Origin of the sequence: Curtobacterium flaccumfaciens, from assembly GCF_051548005.1 — a bacterium.
Lineage (GTDB): Bacteria > Actinomycetota > Actinomycetes > Actinomycetales > Microbacteriaceae > Curtobacterium.
Genome location: NZ_JBPUGH010000064.1, coordinates 1 through 18057, shown reverse-complemented (window position 1 = coordinate 18057; position 18057 = coordinate 1). Strand labels below are relative to the sequence as shown.

Here is an 18057-nt window from a genome sequence, read left to right as displayed (position 1 = left end):
GTCACGGCACCGCCGCCGTCCGGCGCCGTCGGCGGACGCTCGTCGGCATCGTAGCAGCGGGGGTCGGCGTGCTCGCGCTCCTCGTCGGGATCGGCGTCGTCACCGGGGTCGTCCCGGGGGCGGGCAGCGGCGAGACCGTCGTCGCTCGCGCCACCCTCGACGCACTCCCGGCCTGGAACGGCGCGCGCGGCACCGCCGAGCTCGAGCGCGACCGGGACGGACGACTCACCCTCGTGGTCGACGTCAGCGGCGACCGTGACGCCACGGACTCCGGCGCGCTCCGGGAGGTCTGGATGATGCAGTCGGACCGCAAGGGCCTCGTGAGCGTCGGGTTCCTCGACGGAGACCGCGGCCGCTTCACCGTGCCGGCGGACGTGGACCTGGCGCGGTACCCCGTGGTGGACGTCTCCGCCGAGCGCGACGACGGGGACCCTGCGCACTCGGGCGACTCGATCGTCCGAGGCGACCTCCACGACCGGTAGCCTCGGGCCGTGATCACCGCGGCCGACCTGCTCGAGGGCCCGCGTGGCCGACGGTTCTGCACGGAGCTCCTGCGCCAGGTGCTCGACGAGGACTCCAGGCCTGCCGGGCGGTTGCGCGAGGTGTTCTTCTGGGCGGGGTACCACCTCGACCGTGCTCGCGGCGAGTCCGGGACCCTGTTCGGTCCCGGTGCCGACCACCCCGAGCCGGCGCCGGGCGACGACCGGGTGGCCGCGGCACTCGGTGCCGCGGTGGACACGGTCGACCCATCGACTGTGCGGCCAGTGCACGTCCTCCGCGCCTTGGCGGACGCCGCGACGTTCGCCCGGTACTGGCAGGAGCCGGACGCCGAGGACCTGATCCTGGTCCTGCCCGCGGTCGCGCCCGTCCTCGCACGCCTCGCGGACCTCTGGGCCGGGACGCCGGCAGTCGCGGCCACCGTGGCGGTCTCGGACTCCGGGCAGCAGTGGAGCACGGTGTTCGACGGCCCGTTCGGCCCGGAGCCCCATCGCGACACCGACCCGGGCACCGCCGAACGCCTCCTCAGCGGGTGGCGCCGTGACCTCCAGCAGGAGGTGGAAGCGGTCCGTCCGCGTGACCTGCACGGCCCTGTGGACGCGTTGCACGGCGGCGAGTGGTGGTCCACCCCGCCGTCCGGGCTGCTCGTCACGAGTGCCGCGGTGCCGGACCTCGGACCGCTCACGCTCTGGGCGGTCGAGGACGACATGGGGTGGGAACGCGCCGTCGTCACACCGGTCGTCGCTCGCCCTGACCCCCGCGTGCTCGTCGTCGACGGCCCCGATGACTGGAACGGTTGCTGCCGACGGTGGCCCGTCGACGTCAGCGGGACGACCCGACGGCACGACTGGCACCACACCACCGGCCGGGACGGTGCGTGGATCACGCCCGACTGGTCCGGCGTGGCCGAGGAGTACGACGCGGTGCGCATCACCGTCCGGGGCTGGCTGCGCGCCGCCGGACGGGCGATCCCGGTCGGCGCCGACGTCGCGAGCGTGATCGCCGGCTGGACGCCGGGGAGCACCGTCTGGCTCCGGGATCCGGTGCCCGTGCTCGAGCCGTCCCGGTCGGTCGCGATGGTCTTCGACCGCGACGACCTCGGCTGGCACCCGGTCGCCTGACTTCTCACAAACGGTGTATTCCCGATCTGTTCCTGTGAGTTCGGGCGCGGACGTCACCCGTTTTATCTCACGAGCGTGTTAGCGTGCCGTTCATGACCGACACCACCCTCGTCGCTCCCCAGACCACCGCAGCACCCCTCCGTGAGGTCGGCGCGCTGATCCGCGGCGCCCGCAAGGGCCGCGGCATGACCCAGGCGCAACTCGCCGAACGGGTCGGCACCAGCCAGAGCGCGATCAACCGCATCGAGCAGGGCGGGCAGAACCTCAGCCTCGAGATGCTCACCCGGATCAGCGATGCCCTCGACCAGCAGATCGTCTCCATCGGCGGTGCCCCGCAGCGCGCGCACCTCCGGGTGCAGGGCGGCCGCAAGCTCAGCGGCTCGATCGCGGTGAACTCATCGAAGAACGCCGCCGTCGCGCTCCTCTGCGCCTCGCTCCTGAACCGTGGTGTCACGCGGCTGCACAAGGTGGCGCGCATCGTCGAGGTCGACCGGATCATCGACGTCCTCCGGAGCCTCGGCGCGAGCGTCACGTGGTCCGAGGACGGCGAGGTGCTCGAGATCGTCGCCCCGTCGGACCTCCGCCTCGACGCCATCGACGCCGATGCGGCCCGCCGCACCCGCAGCGTCCTGATGTTCCTCGGTCCGCTCAGCGGTCGGTTCGACGCCTTCCGCCTGCCCTACGCCGGCGGCTGCGACCTCGGCACGCGCACGGTCGAGCCGCACCTCATCGCGCTCCGCCCCTTCGGTGTCGACGTCGAGGCCACCAACGGCTGGTACGAGGTCGACGTGGCGAACAAGGACGTCCCGACGAAGTCGATCGTCCTCACCGAGCGCGGCGACACCGTGACCGAGAACGCGATCCTCGCCGCGGCCGCCCGCGACGGCGTGACGACGATCCGCAACGCCAGCCCCAACTACATGGTGCAGGACCTCTGCTTCTTCCTCGAGCTCCTGGGCGTGCAGGTCGAGGGCATCGGCACGACCACGCTCCGCATCACCGGCCGCAGCGTCATCGACGAGGTCGTGGACTACTGGCCGAGCGAGGACCCGGTCGAGGCGATGAGCCTCCTCACCGCGGGCATCGTCACGGGCTCCACACTGACCGTGACGCGCGCGCCGATCGAGTTCCTCGAGATCGAGCTCGCGACCCTCGCCGAGATGGGCCTCCGCTTCGACGTCTCCGAGGAGTACGACGCCGCCAACGGTCGTACCCGCCTCGTCGACATCACCGTGCACCCGTCCGAGCTGCACGCCCCGATCGACAAGATCCACGCGATGCCGTTCCCGGGCCTCAACATCGACAACCTGCCCTTCTTCGTCGTGATCGCAGCCTGCGCGAACGGCACGACGCTCGTGCACGACTGGGTCTACGAGGGCCGGGCGATCCACCTGCTCGACCTCACCCGCCTCGGCGCGAACGTCACGCTCCGCGACCCGCACCGCCTCGACGTCACCGGTCCGACGCACTTCTCCGGCGCCGAGGTCAGCTGCCCGCCGGCCCTCCGTCCGGCGGTCGTCATCCTGCTCGCCATGCTCGCTGCGAAGGGCGAGAGCGTCCTCCGCAACGTCGGGATCATCGCCCGCGGCTACGAGGGCCTGCAGGAGCGCCTCAACTCCCTCGGCGCGTCCATCGAGACGTTCCACGACTGAGCCGCGCACGCTGCGGTCGCTGACGTGACCAGCTAACGGACTGGAGGCGCGGTGCCAGCGGGCACTGCGCCTCCAGCCCGTCGGTCAGCCGCGTCCGACGAACGGCATGGCGGTCGGCATGACCGTGAGGGTCGGCACGTTGGTGCCGGCCGGCAGGCCGGCCATGTAGGCGACTGCGCGGCCGGTCTCGGCGACGTCCATCGTCGGCTCGCTGCGGGTGGAACCGTCGGCCTGGAGCGTGCCGGCCGCGGCGCCCGACCCCATCGACGTGGCGGCGTTGCCGATGTCGATCTGTCCGCAGGCGATGCCGAACGGGCGGCCGTCGAGCTGGAGCTGCTTGGTCAGCCCGACGATCCCGTGCTTCGCGACCGTGTACGGCGCCGACAGCGGCCGGGGCGCGTGCGCGGAGATCGAGCCGTTGTTGATGATCCGACCGCCCTGCGGGTCCTGCGTGCGCATCACCCGGAACGCCTCACGGGCACAGAGGAACGATCCCGTGAGCGTGACCGCGAGCACCTCGTCCCAGGTGTCGAGGCCGAGTTCGTCGAACGGCGTGGCGGGAGCGCCGGTGCCCGCGTTGTTGAACAGCAGGTCGACGCGTCCGAACCGGTCGACGACGCCGTCGAAGAGCCGTCGGACGTCCGCCTCGACGGAGACGTCGGCGACCACAGGTACGACCCGCTCCGACTGCGCCGCGACCTCGTCGAGCGGCGCGGCCCGACGCCCGGCGACCACGACGGTCCACCCGTCCGCGGCCAGTGCGAGGGCGGCGGAGCGGCCGATGCCGCTCCCCCCGCCGGTGACGATCGCTGTGCGCTCGGGGCCGTCGGTGCTGACGTGGTCGTCCATGCTCGAACGCTACCGCGCCCGAGCCGGCGTCAGATGTCGAGGACGCCGTCGACGGCGGCGCTGCGGGGCGGGATGTGGCCGGTGGCGATGTCCTCCTCGAGGTACACCGTGACGTACCCGTGGTCGACCGGGCGCCCGGTGTCGTCGAACACGCGGTACCGGCGCCGGAGCCGGAGGAACGGGACCGCGGCGTGCTCGAACGATGCCACGACCTCGGTGTCGGGCCACTCCCCCTCGACCTGGACGCGGACCTCCCGGTAGTCGCTCCGGAACCGCCGGGCACCGTCGACGCCGCGCGACCAGCCGACGGCGGGATCGGCGAGGTGCGTGAACTCCTCGACGAGCTCGGTCGTGGCGTGCTCCCGCGCCGCGGGGTCGAGCTCGCGGACGCGCCACCGGGTGCCGTCGACGCCGTCGAGGTCGAACCGGTCGATGAACGGTGCGCGGCGGGCTCCGAGCTCCTCGGCGGCACGCTCCCACTCGGCGTCGGCGGCGTCCTGGTCGAACTCGCCCGGCTCCTCGACGGGCACCGAGTCGAATGCGTCCGTCTCGATCATCCTCGGGAAGCCGGCGGCGACGTCCACGACGACCTCGCGCGGTCGGTAGACGACGTCATGGCCGCCGTACCGACCGGGGAGGAGGTCCGGGCCGGTGCGGTGGAACCGCACGGTCATGCTGTCCCCGCGCACGGAGACCCCCTCCACGAGGTGGTCGACCCGGATGGTCGTGCGGGTGCCGTCCGGAGCGATGCGATCGAGGTCGGTCGGTGGGGTCGGCAACGGCGGGCCGGGCTCGCCCAGCTCGGGTGCGGCGTGCTCGTCGGCGTCGTCAGCGAACCCGATGGACCACTGGTACGCGGTGGCGACGACGTGCTCGCCGTCCGCGTCCGGGTCGGTGTCGTCGTCCGGGTCGGCGTCGTCCTCTTCGGGCTGCCAGGCGTCCTCGTCCTCGTCGTCGTCGTCGTCCGTCGGTTCGATCCAGGTCGTGGGATCGGGCCAGAACGGCTCCGCGTCGGCCCAGGGCAGGTCATCGGACGCGAGGGCATCGAGGGCGTCCTCGTCCTCCGCGCCCTCGTCGTCATCCCCGCTCCCGCTCCCGCTCCCGACCGGGCCCGTCCACGCCGACGCGTCGCGAGGGTCGGCGAGCCAGAGGCCGGTGGCGTCCGCGCCGACCACGCGCCGGTCTCCGAGGTCGACCGCCGCACCCACCCGGTCGGGGTCGAGGTGGACCGCGGTGCGGGTGGTCCCGTCGATGCCGTCAGAGCGGTACACGATCCAGGTACCGTCGGGCGTCGGCCAGACCTCCGCTCCGTCCACCGCCCGCTCCGGCAACGGCGCGCCTGGCCACGTCAGCCACCGTACGAACTCGCCGTCCCGCAGCACGGCGGCGACGGGACGCTCTTCGTCCGGCACGATGACGTGCGGCCCGACGGGCACGGCGTCGAGCGGAACGAGGTGGTCGGGACGGCCGTCGGTGCTGGTCACGACCGCGACGCTACCGTCGCCGGGCCCCGTCGGATCGCCGACACCGTGATCAGCGATCACCGGGTTGACTGGGACGTCGGTCGCAGGAGGAGGAACGCGTGCTCGGACCCGAACTGGTGGTGGTGCTCGGTCTCGCGATCGCGGTGACCGCCGGGATCGCCGACCGCATCCGCATCGCGCCGCCCGTGCTCCTGCTCGTCTTCGGCGCCGGTCTCGCACTCGTGCCCGAGTTCTCGGACCTGCAGCTCCCCGCGGACGCCGTGCTCCTCCTGTTCCTGCCGGCGCTGCTCTACTGGGAGAGCCTGACGACCTCGCTCCGGGAGATCCGGAAGAACCTGCGGGGCATCGTCCTCATGGGGACGCTGCTCGTGGTGCTCACGGCGGGAGCGGTGGCCGTGCTGCTCCACCTGCTCGGCGTCCCGTGGGGGCCCGCGTGGGTGCTCGGCGCCGCGGTCGCCCCGACCGACGCCACCGCCGTCGGTGTCCTCACGCGCATGCTGCCACGGCGGAACGTGACAGTGCTCCGTGCCGAGAGCCTCGTGAACGACGGCACGACCCTCGTCGTGTACGGCATCGCCGTGTCGGTCACGGTCGGGACGCAGGAGCTCACGTTCTGGGGTGTCTCGGGCATGCTCGTGCTGTCGTACGTCGGCGGTGTGGCGGCAGGGCTGGCCGCGGCCTGGCTCGGGACGCTCGTGCTCCGACGCGTCGACTCGGTCGTGCTGCAGAACCTCCTGACCCTGCTCGTGCCGTTCGTCGCGTTCCTCGGTGCCGAGGCGATCGACGCGTCCGGTGTGCTCGCGGTCGTCACCGCGGGCATCGTCGTCAGCCAGGTCGCACCGAAGCTCGACCGTGCCGAGACGCGGCAGCAGGTCCGGGCGTTCTGGTCCTTCCTCACCTACCTGCTCAACGGCGCGCTGTTCGTGCTCGTCGGCATCGAGGCGATGATCGCCGCCCGGGCGCTCGACGCCGGTGAGCTCGTCCGCGCCACCGGGCTGATCGTCGCGGTCGCCGCGCTGCTCGTCGTCGTGCGGTTCGCCTTCCTCAACGCGGCCGGCGGCACGGTGTGGCTCGTGACCCGACGGACGGGCGGAGAACCGCGCGAGGGGCACCGCGACCGGCTGGTCAGCGGCTTCGCGGGGTTCCGTGGCGCGGTCTCGCTCGCGATGGCCGTCGCCGTGCCCCGGACGCTCGAGTCCGGCGGCGCGTTCCCGGACCGCGACCTCATCGTCTTCGTCACCGCCGGGGTCGTCGTCCTCACGGTCGTCGGACAGGCGCTCGCCCTGCCGGCGGTGCTCCGCCGCGCCGCGCTGCCCGAGGACGAGTCCGTCGGCGAGGAACGCCGGTACGCCGAGCGCACCGCTGTCGAGGAAGCCCTGGACGCACTCCCCCGGCTCGCACGGGCAGCGGGCGCCGACCGCACCGTCGTCGAGCGTGTGCGGAAGGACTACGAGGCCCACCTCGACGTGATCCAGGCGCGGGAGGAGGCCGAGGACGACGACCACCCGGCACTGCAGCGTCACGACGCCGCGGTCGCGCTCGAGCTCGCGCTCGTCCAGCACAAGGCCGCGACCCTCCTCCGACTCCGCGACGAGGACGCGATCGACGACCTCGTCCTCCGCCAGGTGCGGGCCGGCTACGACGCCGAGGAAGCACGGCTCGACGGGTCGACGCCCCCGTGACCGTCGGCCTCGGCACGCTCCTCTGGACCCTCGTCGGGGTCGCGGTCCTCGTCGCGATCGCCACGACGGCGCTCCTGCTCGCCCGTGCCCCGTCACCCTGGGCGCCCGCCCTCGCCGTGCTCCGCGGCACCGTCCAGCTCGCGGTGCTCAGCATCGTCCTGACCGGGGTCATCCGCGACCCGGTGTGGATCGCGGTCGCACTCGTCGTCATGTTCGGCGTCGCCACGACGACGGCGGCACGTCGGCTCGGGACGCTCCGGACCCGGCTGCTCCCGGTGGCCTCGTCCATGGCGATCGGCATCGGCGCGGCGCTCGTCGTGGTCTTCGCCACCGGCGCGATCGCGTTCTCCCCGCGCTACGTGCTGGCGATGGGCGGCATCGTCATCGGCAACGCGATGACGATCGCCACGCTGTCCGGTCGGCGTTTCGTCGAGCTCGTCGACGACCGCTGGGACGACGTCGAGGGGTGGCTCGCGCTCGGTGCCACCCCACGCCGGGCGACCGCCGACCTCGTCCGACGCGCGATCCACGCGGCGATGGTGCCGAGCACCGACCAGACCCGCACCACCGGGCTCGTGACGCTGCCTGGTGCGTTCGTGGGAGCGGTGTTCGGTGGGGTGTCGCCGCTCGAGGCCGGCCGGTTCCAGGTCGTCGTGCTCGCGGCGATCATCGCGGCCGGAGCGCTCGTCGCGGTCGCGCTGACGCACCTGCTCGCACCGGTGCGGACGCGCCCGGTGCGCGCCGACTGACACCGGCGCCCCCGGCCCCGACGAGGCGGGGGTGCGTCGTGCCTCCAGGCCGACGTCGAGGGTCTCAGGAGGAGGCCGGCGTCGTCGACCGCACCATCCGCTCGGCCCCCGGCGTCGCCCAGACCGCGCCGTCGACGTCGAAGGCCAGGACGTCGACCGACCCGTCCGCCGTGATCCGGCGGAGGTCGTCCGCGTCCCCGGCCACGATCGCCGTCGCGAGCACGTCGGCGGTGACGATGTCGTCCGCCACCACCGTCGCCTGCACGAAGGTCGGTGTCCCGCGTCGCCAGACGTGTTCGCCGCGCTCCGCGGTGCCCGAGGTGGCGACGGCGCGTCGAGGTGACTCCAACGCCACGACGCCGATGACGACGTCGCGGTGCGCCGGGTCGACCACGCCGACGCTCCACGGCGCCACGCCGCGGTGGCGCCCGCGCGCGAGCACGTCGCCGCCGGCGTTCAGCAGCCAGTCCTCGGACATGCGGTCGAGCACGTCGCCGGCGTCCCGGATCGCCAACGCCTTGACCACGCCGGACAGGTCCAGCACGCCGTCGGGGCGGTGGGGCGTGAACGCGCCGCCGGTGCGGTCGCGCCATTCCAGCGCGAGGGCGTAGACGTCGCGGACCTCCTGCGGGGCCTCCACCAGACGGAGGTCCCCGGCGGCGATCCGGCTCAGCACCGAGGAGGGGTCGTACAGGCTGTAGCGGCGGTCGTAGCCGGCGAACACCCAGTGCGCCTCGGCCGCCGCCGTGGGGTCGGCGCCGCGGATGCTCACCATGGTGCCCATCGTCTCGAAGGTCGCGACGCTCACAGTCCGGCCTGGTCGATCGCTGACTGGAGCGAGGTGACGTAGCCCTGGCTCGTGTACGTCGCGCCGCTCACGGCCTGGATCTGCGCGGACTGGGCCTGCAGGGCCTCCTGCCGGAGGATCGGGGCGGCCTGCTGGCTGATCTGCACGGACCGACCGCCGTCGTTCGTCAGTTGGAGCGCGGTGACGTCGGTCAGCTTGCCGCCGGAGACCGCGATCTGCACCTGGACCGGGCCGTACTGGGTCTGGGCGGTCTGCCCGGTGAAGGTGCCGTCCTCGACCGAAGCCGAGCCACCCGTGTCGGTGCCGGTGCTGCTGCCGGAGCTGCTGCCGGTGCCACCGTTGGTCGATCCGCTGCCGCCGGTGGTGCTACTGCCGCCGCCGGTGGTACCGGTGCCTGCGCTTCCGGCACTCCCCGCGCGGCCGCTCGACCCGCCCGAGGTCGTCGCCTGCTGCTGGGACGCCGCGAGCTCCGGCTGCGCACCGATCTGCCACCCGATGACCAGGATCGCCGCCGAGGAGACGATGCCCCCGGCGACCACACGCGCGCGCATCACTCGAACCGTTCCTGGTGGATCTGGTGCTCCGGGACGCCGGCGAGCCGGGCCTCCCGGACGACCAGGTCCGACCAGGCCTTCGGTCCGCACACGTACAGGTCCGATTCGAGCAGACGGGGGAACACCGTCCGCAGTGTGACGCCGCGTCGCAGGTCGTCCTCGGTCATCCAGCTCTCCCGCGAGTGCGCCCGACGGCCGACCATCGCGAACAGGGCGCTCCCCGTGCGCTCGGCCAGCTCGGCCGTCTCGTCCCAGAGGTACTGCTGATCGGCGTCGGTCCCGCGCAGGAGCACCGTGGCCTCACCGGGTCGGAGGTCGGTGTCCTCGAGGAGCGCGCGGACCGGCGTGATCCCGATCCCGGAGGCGACGAGCGCCAGGTACGGCGCGGTGCGGGCTCGGCTCGTGAAGAGCCCGTAGGGCCCCTCGAGCGACACGACGGCACCCGCGGTGATGCGGCCGAGGCGGGCCGAACCGGCGCCGAGGTCACGGACCGTGATGCGGGCGTGACCGCTGCCGGGCACCGCGGAGAACGACACCGGGTGCGCATGCCACCAGGTACGCGCGGTCCAGAAGCGCCACACGCCGTACTGGCCGCCCTCGACCCCGAGTCGGTCGAGCGCACGCCCGGCCAGGTGGATCGACACGACCCCGGGCGCGATCGGCTCGACGGCGGTGACGCGGATGCGGTGTCGGAACGTCACGACGAGCGGGAGGACGAAGCGGTACAGGGCGATGAGACCGAGCGCGAGCACGTACAGCGCGATCCAGTAGACACGCTGCCACGAGCCGTTCGACAGGACCCCGCCGACGCTGAGCATGTGGGGCAGCGCGACCAGCACGGCCGCGTAGCTGAGCAGGTGGATGACGTGCCAGGCCTCGTACGGCAGACGGCGGCGGACGGCGACGAGTGAGGACACCACGACCGCCACGAACAGACCGAGTGCGAGGTACGCCAGCGGCATGTCCGGCGTGGAGAAGAGCGCGATCGTCTCGGCGACCGGGCTGGTCGCCGACTCGGCCGAGTACCCGAGCGTGAGGAGCGCCCCGTGCGCGAGGAGCAGGTACAGCACCGGCTTGCCGAGGGACCGGTGCACCGCGATCGCGTTGTCCTGGCCGAACACCCGGTCGACGAGCGGGACGCGGGCGGCGAGCACGAGCATGACGAGGGTGAGGTCGGTCCCGATGAGTCCGGCGATGATGCCGGCATCGGTGAGGACGCTCCCGACGCCGGTCACCGACCGCGATGCCGGGGTGACGAGCCAGAGCAGGACGGCGACCGCCGCCGACGCCCAGGCCAACACGCCGAGCAGGTCGGCCATGGCGGTCCGGGCGCGGCGCGAACGCCGGCGCCGTCGCGCTGCCGCGTCGAGCGGTTCCGTGGGTGCCGGACGGAGTCGGGGTCGGCTCCCTGCAGCCGTGCGAGCAGGGGGGCGGGTGGCGGGGCCGGCGGTGTCGATCATCGTCGTGGTCCTCTCCAGCAGCTGATCGGGTGACACCCAGCATCTGCATCGGAACCATGAGCGAACCCGGAACGGGCACGGTGCTTCGTTCGAGACCTCGAGTGAAGGCGCGCCGCGGCGAACGCGTGCGCGGCCCTCAGACCGGCGGCAGCCGGACGGTCGCGACCGCTCCTCCGCCGTCACCGTTCTCGAGCGTCGCCGACCCCCCGGCACGCTCGGCGATCCCCCGGACCAACGCGAGCCCCAGCCCGCTGCCGCCGAGCGCCGTCCGCGAGTCGTCCGCCCGGGTGAACCGGTCGAAGGCCTGCGGCAGGAAGGCCTCCGGGACGCCAGGACCGTCGTCCACGACGGTGAGCACGAGCGTCCGGTCCGTGTCCTGCCGGAGGTCCACCCGCACCACGCCGTCGACGTCGCCCGCCGCGATCGCGTTCGCCACGAGGTTGTCGACCACGCGTGCGAACGCCGCCGGCCCGACGCCGTGACGCGCCTCGGGGACGCCGACCTCGACGGTGAAGTCGACGTCTCGGGGACCCATCGAGTCGATCGCCCGTGCCCGGTCGATCGAGGACATGAGCTCCGACACGAGGTCCGCTGCAGGCGTCGACGGTGTGGGCCCCTGTTCGTCGAGGCGGCTCAGTTCGAGCATCGTGTTCGCGAGCGCGACCAGGCGTGCGGCATCCGCTTCGGCAGCGCTGAGCTCGCGTTCGAGGGCGGCCGCGTCGCCGGAGGACCGGTGCGCGAGCTCGAGGCGTGCGGTGAGCGCGGCGAGGGGTGTGCGGAGCTCGTGACTCGCGTCCGACACCATGCGCCGCTCGCGCTCGGCGTTGTCGCGCTGTCGGTCGAGGAACGCGTTCAGCGTCCGGGCGAGACCCGCCAGCTCGTCGTCCGTCCGACCCTCGGGCAGGTGCCCGTCCGATGAGCCCGCGCTGATGGCCTCCGCCGTCCGGCGCATCCGGCCGACCGGTCGGAGCGCCAGTGTCGTCAGCAGCCAGGCCGTCCCCGCGAACGCGACGAGCGCGAGCAGGGTGCCGACGACGAGCGACCGGTCGACGCGTTCCAGGGTCTCGTGCGCGGCCCGTCCGTCCTGCGCCGCCCAGACGACGTACGAGCCCGTGTCGTTGCGCACCGGGATGCCGACGACGGTCGTCCGGTGCCCGTGCTCGGTGAGCCGGAGGGTCGTCTCGTGCTCGACCGTCCTCGGGAGCGCGTTCCGCAGGCCGTCCGGCAGCCGGTCGAGCACCCACGACCCCGATGACGAACGGATGCCGATGAGCAGTCCCTCGGTCGGGCGGTCCGGTGCCTCCCCCGGGTTCGACCGCAGGTCCCCCACGAACGGCGCTGCGTCGCTCATCGCGAGCGACCGGTCGGTCTCGAGCGACGCGCGGTCGATCTGCACGTGCAACGCGACCGCGCTCGCGACGAGGACGACCGCGCCGACGAGCACGCTGCCGGCCGTGATCCGGACCCGGATCGACAGGCGACGGAGCAGCCTCACGACGACACGCTCCGCACGGCGACCGGCCTCACGACGACCGATCCGGCAGGACGTCGAGCGCGTACCCGACACCCCGGACCGTGCGGATGGCGACGCCGGCGTCGGCCGCCTGCAGTTTCTTCCGCACGTAGCTCACGTACTGGTCGACGATCGTCGGGTCGAAGTGCTCCGCACTCCCCCAGACCTCGTCGAGCACCGCACTGCGCGCGCGCGTCTGCCCGACCCCCTGCAGCAGGAAGCGCAGCAGCGAGAACTCCTTGACGCTGAGTGGGAGGTCGCGGCCGCGGACGGTGGCACGGACCGTCACGGTGTCGAGTCGGACGCCACCGGCCTGGACCACCGTCGGCGTGCCGGCAGTGCGGCGCCGCAGGTGGGCACGGATCCGGGCGTTGAGCTCGGCGATCGCGAACGGCTTCGTGAGGTAGTCGTCGGCACCCGAGTCGAGTCCGAAGACGCGGTCGTCGACGGCGTCGCGGGCGGTGACGAGCACGACCGGGAAGTCCTGCCCCATCTCACGGAGGCGACGACACACCTCGAACCCGCTCATCTCGGGGAGCATCACGTCGATGGCCGCCGCGTCGAACGACGTCGAGCGCGCGGTGACGAGCGCCGCGACCCCGTCGGTGACGAGCGTGACCACGTGGCCCTCGTCGCGCAGACCGCGCTCGACCAGGGCACCCATCTCCGGGTCGTCCTCGACCACCAGGATCTCCGCCACGCTCCGTCCCTTCCGGGGCCATCGTGCCGCATCCGGGTCGGGTCGCGCCGTCCGGCGCGCAGACGTGACCGCCTGGAGGCCCGGTGACGGTCCGCCGGACCCGCACCGGGCCTCCAGGCGGTCACCGTCGACCCGCCGGTCAGGCGACGCCGGTGGTCCCCAGCAGCGAGCCGATGACGAAGGTGGCCGACACCGGCCAGACAACCACTCCGCCCGCGACGCGTTCGTGTGTGTTTTCGAACGATCCGCGAGTGCGGTGACCGGCCTGCTCACGGTCGCGCGGCCGGACGAGCGGGTTCAGTGGTCCGAGGACGTCGAGGTCGCTCGACGCGGAACCTGGAAGGGCTCTCGATGACCTGGCAGTACGGGGGCATCCCGCTCCACCCACTGTTCGTCCACCTCACCTCCGTCGCCGTCCCGGTCGCCGCACTGGCGGCCATCGCGGTCGCCGCGTGGCCTGCTGCCCGACGCTGGCTCGCGGTCGGCGCGCCGATCGTCGGCCTGGTCGCCCTCGTCTCCGTCCCGCTCGCCACCCAGTCCGGCGAGTGGCTGGAGGAGCACGAGAAGGAGACGGCGCTGCTCGAGCGCCACACGCACCTCGCCGACGGACTCCTGCCGTGGTCCGTCGCGGTCTTCGCGCTGCTCACCCTCTGGTGGGTGTGGCAGCGCTTCGGTGTCGCACGGGTCGACAGCCGCGGACTCGTCCGCGTCGTCGGCATCGTGGGACCGGTCCTCCTGATCGCAGCCGGCATCGGCTCGCTCATCGAGGTCGTCGTCATCGGACACGCAGGGGCCGTGTCCGTCTGGAAGGGATAGGGAACGGGATCGATGGAGCACGACGAGACGAACACCTGCAGCTACCACATGGCGGGGGCACTGCCCGCGGGCGGTGACCACCTGGGCGGGGCGTTCGGCCAGTCGCCGACGCTCGAGCACTGGTACCCCCAGCGCCTCCGCGTGGACGCGCTGCACCGCAACGGCGTCGACGCCGACCCGCTCGGCGCGGACTTCGACTACGCCGCGGCCTTCGCGACGATCGACCTCGAGGAGCTCAAGCGCGACATCACGACGCTCCTCACCACGAGCGTCGACTGGTGGCCCGCCGACTACGGCAACTACGGCCCGCAGATGATCCGCATGGCCTGGCACGCCGCCGGGACCTACCGGATCGCCGACGGCCGGGGCGGTGCCGGCACGGCCATGCAGCGCTTCGCACCGATCGGCAGCTGGTGGGACAACGGCAACACGGACAAGTCGCGTCGGTTGCTCCAGCCGATCAAGCACAAGTACGGCAACGCGCTCAGCTGGGCCGACCTCATGGTGCTCACGGGCAACTGCTCGCTCGAGCTCATGGGGCTGCCGACCTACGGCTTCGGGGGCGGCCGGCTCGACGCGTGGGAGCCGGACGACGGCACCTGGTGGGGGCCCGAGGTGTGGAACCCGCACGACGTGCACAGCATGGACGAGATGGTCTCCCGCGACGAGCGTTGGCACGGGCAGAACGGCGACGAGGACTACGACCTCCAGAGCCCGCTCGCGGCCTCCCACCAGGCGCTCATCTACGTGAACCCCGAGGGCCCGTACGCGAACGGCGACCCGATGGGCTCCGCGCGGGACATCCGGATCACCTTCACCCGCATGGCGATGAACGACGAGGAGACCGTCGCGCTCATCGCCGGAGGACACGCGTTCGGCAAGAGCCACGGCCAGGTGCCCGCGAGCGAGATCGGCCCGTCCCCCGAGCTCGCGCCGATCGAGCAGATGGGTCTCGGCTGGCACAACCCGCGCGGCACCGGCAACGCCGAGTTCACGTCGACGAACGGCATCGAGGGCAGCTGGACCCAGGACCCGACCCGCTGGGACAACAGCTACCTCGAGAACCTGTTCGGGCACGAGTGGGAGCAGACGACGAGCCCCGCCGGTGCGCTGCAGTGGACGCCGAAGGACCCGGACGCACCGCGCACGCCGGACGCCCACGTGCCCGGGCAGACCCACGCACTCATGATGATGACCTCGGACATCGCGCTGAAGGTCGACCCGGAGTACCGGAAGGTCTGCGAGAAGTTCCTCGCCGACTTCGACACCTTCACGCTGGCGTTCTCGAAGGCCTGGTACAAGCTGACGCACCGCGACATGGGCCCGAAGTTCCGGTACCTCGGCCCGGAGGTCACGATCGAGGACGACCTGCTCTGGCAGGACCCGCTGCCCGACGCGGACGTCGCGCCGATCGGCGACGCCGACGTCGAGGCGCTCAAGGCCGCGGTCCGCTCCGCCGGGATCAGCGCCTCCGACCTCGTGTTCACCGCCTACTCGGCCGCCTCGACGTACCGCGACAGCGACAAGCGCGGTGGCGCGAACGGCGGCCGCATCGCCCTGTCCCCGCAGAAGGACTGGGCGGTGAACGGCCGGACGGTGCCGGTGGTCGAGGCACTCCAGCGGATCAAGGAGCAGCACCCGTCGGTGTCGCTCGCCGACCTCGTCGTGCTCGCGGGCTGCGTCGGGGTCGAGGACGCCGCGCGCGCCGCCGGTGTCGAGGTCACCGTGCCGTTCACACCCGGCCGCGTCGACACGACGCAGGAGCTCACCGACGTCGAGATGTTCGAGTGGCTGCGACCGATCGCCGACGGCTTCCGGAACTTCCGCTCGGAGCGCTTCGAGCAGTTCGCTCCGGGCGTCGCGCCCGAGCAGGTGTTCCTCGACCGTGCGAACCTGATGACGCTCACCGCGCCGGAGTGGACCGTCCTGACCGGCGGGCTCCGGGCACTCGGCACGAACTGGGACGGCTCCGACGTCGGCGTCCTGACCCACCGGGTCGGCGCGCTCACGACCGACTGGTTCGTCAACCTCACCGACACCGACCTGGTGTGGACCAAGACCGACGACACGCAGGCCGACGACTCGGCGATGGTCTTCGCCGGCACCGTGCAGGCCACCGGCGAGCGGCGCTGGACGGCGTCCCGGCACGACCTCGTGTTCGGGTCGAACGCGCAGCTCCGGTCGATCGTCGACGTGTACGCGGGCAGCGACGGGCAGGAGCGGTTCGTCACCGACTTCGTCGCCGCCTGGGACAAGCTCATGATGCTCGACCGGTTCGACGTGAAGGGACACAAGCGGTACGGCCCGATGTCCGCCTGACACCCTTCCGCGGCCGACGCCCGCTCTGCCACGATGTGGTCGGGGCGGGCGTCGTGCCCGTCCGGTTCGAAGGAGAGCACCATGACCGTCCGACTCAACCCCTACCTCGGGTTCCGCGACTCGGCGCGCGCAGCGCTCGAGTTCTACCACTCGGTCTTCGGCGGCTCGCTCACCGTCGGCACCTTCGCCGAGATGGGCATGGAGGTCGACGCCGCCGACCGCGACAAGGTCATGCACGGGCAGCTCGAGGGCGAGAACGGCCTGCTCCTCATGGCCTCCGACTCCCCCTCGGGCAGGCGTGCCGACACCGGGAGCAGCATCTCGGTCTCGCTCAGCGGCGACGACGTCGCGACGCTCACCCGGTACTGGGAGGGCCTCTCCGACGGTGCGACGATCCTCGAGCCGTTCACGCAGGCACCGTGGGGCGACACCTTCGGCATGCTGACCGACCGCTTCGGCACGACGTGGCTGGTCAACGCGACGGGCGCGCCCGCGGCGTGAACAGCCACCGCTGACGCGGTGCGCATCGGACTGGAGGCGCGGGGCGGCGCCGCCACTGGGCCCACGCCCGCCGGTTCCGGCGTGACGCGTCAGCGGCAGGCCGGCCGTGCCGGGTGGGGAGCCTCCAGTCCGCCCCGCGAGCGCACGCGGCAGGGCGCGCGTCGCGTCCGTAGGCTCGGGACCATGTCCTACACCGCGGCGGACGACCGCTACGACTCCATGCCCTACCGCCGGACCGGCCGCTCCGGCCTCGACCTGCCCCTGCTCTCGCTCGGGTACTGGCACAACTTCGGCGACGACAAGCCGTTCGAGACGCAGCGGGCGATCAGCCGCCGCGCGTTCGACCTCGGCATCACGCACCACGACCTCGCGAACAACTACGGCCCGCCCTACGGAGCCGCCGAGGTGAACTTCGGCCGACTCATGCGGGAGGACTTCCGTCCTTACCGCGACGAGATGGTCATCTCGACGAAGGCCGGCTGGGACATGTGGCCCGGGCCGTACGGGCAGGGCGGTGGCTCGCGGAAGTACGTGCTCGCCTCACTCGACCAGTCCCTGCAGCGGATGGGCCTCGACCACGTCGACGTCTTCTACTCCCACCGGCTCGACGCATCGACGCCGCTCGAGGAGACGATGGGCGCGCTGCACACGGCCGTCCAGCAGGGCAAGGCGCTGTACGTCGGGATCTCGTCGTACGACGCCGAGCGGTCCCGGCAGGCCGCCGCGATCCTGCGCGACCTCGGGACCCCGCTCCTGATCCACCAGCCGTCCTACTCGATGCTGAACCGCTGGATCGAGGACGAGGGGCTGCTCGACGCCGCCGGCGAGCTCGGCTTCGGCGTCATCGGCTTCACCGCACTCGCGCAGGGACTCCTGACCGGGCGGTACCTCGACGGCGTGCCGGCCGACTCGCGCGCGGCCGCGGGCAAGTCGCTCGACGCGGGGTCGCTCACCCCGGAGGTCGTCGACCACCTGCGCGCGTTGAACGACGTCGCGTCGGCGCGGGGTCAGAGCCTGGCGCAGCTCGCGCTCGCGTGGGCACTCCGCGACGAGCGCGTGACCTCGCTCGTGATCGGCGCGTCGCGGGTCGAGCAGCTGGAGCAGAACGTCGCGGCGCTCGGGAACCTGACCTTCACGGACGACGAGCTGCGGGCGATCGACGAGCACTCGGTCGGCGTCCTCGACGTGGACCTGTGGTCGGGCGCGCGGTCGGGTGCCGTGAGCTGACGCGCGGTACCGCCGCGGCGCGGCTGCACCCGGCGCGGTACGGCGGAGGCCGCATCCGGCGCGGCACGGCCGCAGCGCGGCTGCCCCGAACCACGGAACCGACGTCGAACCAGGGCCACCACCT

Annotated in this window: 16 protein-coding genes; 9 read left to right on the top strand and 7 right to left on the bottom strand. The window is 72.6% G+C overall.

The features are described 5' to 3' along the window. From ACSW7Y_RS09355 to ACSW7Y_RS09345, 3 genes are all read left to right on the top strand, one after another. A partial coding sequence (locus ACSW7Y_RS09355) for an anti-sigma factor domain-containing protein (protein WP_438126026.1) occupies positions 1-482 on the top strand: 482 nt, incomplete at its 5' end. Positions 483-491: 9 nt separating this feature from the next. Beyond that, a complete protein-coding gene (locus ACSW7Y_RS09350; protein ID WP_438126025.1) occupies positions 492-1619 on the top strand; it encodes a hypothetical protein in 1128 nt (375 codons plus the stop codon). A gap of 92 nt (positions 1620-1711) precedes the next feature. Further along, a complete protein-coding gene (locus ACSW7Y_RS09345; RefSeq protein WP_290131826.1) occupies positions 1712-3271 on the top strand; it encodes a helix-turn-helix domain-containing protein in 1560 nt (519 codons plus the stop codon). A gap of 84 nt (positions 3272-3355) precedes the next feature. Here ACSW7Y_RS09345 and ACSW7Y_RS09340 read toward each other — a convergent pair whose 3' ends face one another. After that, positions 3356-4120 (bottom strand): SDR family oxidoreductase, encoded by a 765-nt coding sequence (locus tag ACSW7Y_RS09340; RefSeq protein WP_438126024.1) that lies wholly within the window; start codon positions 4118-4120, stop codon positions 3356-3358. 29 nt (positions 4121-4149) lie between these two features. Then, positions 4150-5604 (bottom strand): hypothetical protein, encoded by a 1455-nt coding sequence (locus ACSW7Y_RS09335; protein WP_438126023.1) that lies wholly within the window; start codon positions 5602-5604, stop codon positions 4150-4152. A gap of 98 nt (positions 5605-5702) precedes the next feature. Here ACSW7Y_RS09335 and ACSW7Y_RS09330 point away from each other — a divergent pair, with 98 nt between their 5' ends. Then, entirely contained in the window at positions 5703-7286 is a 1584-nt protein-coding gene (locus ACSW7Y_RS09330) for a Na+/H+ antiporter (RefSeq protein WP_438126022.1), read from the top strand. Beyond that, positions 7283-8035 carry an ABC transporter permease gene (locus tag ACSW7Y_RS09325; protein ID WP_438126021.1) on the top strand — a complete coding sequence of 251 codons (753 nt, stop codon included), beginning with the start codon at positions 7283-7285 and terminating at the stop codon, positions 8033-8035. Before ACSW7Y_RS09330 ends, ACSW7Y_RS09325 begins: the two co-directional genes overlap by 4 nt. Before the next feature lie 64 nt (positions 8036-8099). Here ACSW7Y_RS09325 and ACSW7Y_RS09320 read toward each other — a convergent pair whose 3' ends face one another. From ACSW7Y_RS09320 to ACSW7Y_RS09300, 5 genes are all read right to left on the bottom strand, one after another. Next, positions 8100-8843, bottom strand: coding sequence for an FAD:protein FMN transferase (locus ACSW7Y_RS09320; protein ID WP_438126020.1), 744 nt, complete (start codon positions 8841-8843; stop codon positions 8100-8102). Further along, on the bottom strand, positions 8840-9394 hold the full coding sequence (locus ACSW7Y_RS09315; RefSeq protein ID WP_438126019.1) for an FMN-binding protein: 555 nt from the start codon (positions 9392-9394) through the stop codon (positions 8840-8842). Before ACSW7Y_RS09315 ends, ACSW7Y_RS09320 begins: the two co-directional genes overlap by 4 nt. Next, entirely contained in the window at positions 9394-10716 is a 1323-nt protein-coding gene (locus tag ACSW7Y_RS09310; RefSeq protein ID WP_438126018.1) for a ferredoxin reductase family protein, read from the bottom strand. The genes ACSW7Y_RS09315 and ACSW7Y_RS09310 overlap by 1 nt, the downstream gene beginning before the upstream one ends. Positions 10717-10993: 277 nt before the next feature. Then, a complete protein-coding gene (locus tag ACSW7Y_RS09305) occupies positions 10994-12352 on the bottom strand; it encodes a sensor histidine kinase (protein WP_438126017.1) in 1359 nt (452 codons plus the stop codon). Between the two features lie 28 nt (positions 12353-12380). Beyond that, positions 12381-13070, bottom strand: a complete 690-nt coding sequence (locus ACSW7Y_RS09300) for a response regulator transcription factor (protein ID WP_438126016.1) — start codon at positions 13068-13070, stop codon at positions 12381-12383. A 351-nt stretch (positions 13071-13421) separates the two neighbouring features. Between ACSW7Y_RS09300 and ACSW7Y_RS09295 the strand changes: the two genes are divergently transcribed. The 4 genes from ACSW7Y_RS09295 to mgrA all read left to right on the top strand — a co-directional run bounded on the left by ACSW7Y_RS09295 (position 13422) and on the right by mgrA (position 17933). After that, positions 13422-13886, top strand: coding sequence for a hypothetical protein (locus ACSW7Y_RS09295; RefSeq protein ID WP_438126015.1), 465 nt, complete (start codon positions 13422-13424; stop codon positions 13884-13886). Positions 13887-13898: 12 nt separating this feature from the next. Then, complete coding sequence (gene katG / locus ACSW7Y_RS09290; RefSeq protein ID WP_438126014.1) at positions 13899-16205, top strand: catalase/peroxidase HPI; 2307 nt, start codon at positions 13899-13901, stop codon at positions 16203-16205. 81 nt (positions 16206-16286) lie between these two features. Beyond that, positions 16287-16706: a VOC family protein gene (locus tag ACSW7Y_RS09285; protein WP_438126013.1), complete on the top strand. Its 420-nt coding sequence runs from the start codon at positions 16287-16289 to the stop codon at positions 16704-16706. Positions 16707-16889: 183 nt separating this feature from the next. Further along, positions 16890-17933, top strand: coding sequence for an L-glyceraldehyde 3-phosphate reductase (gene mgrA, locus ACSW7Y_RS09280; RefSeq protein WP_438126012.1), 1044 nt, complete (start codon positions 16890-16892; stop codon positions 17931-17933). Positions 17934-18057: the final 124 nt, after the last annotated feature.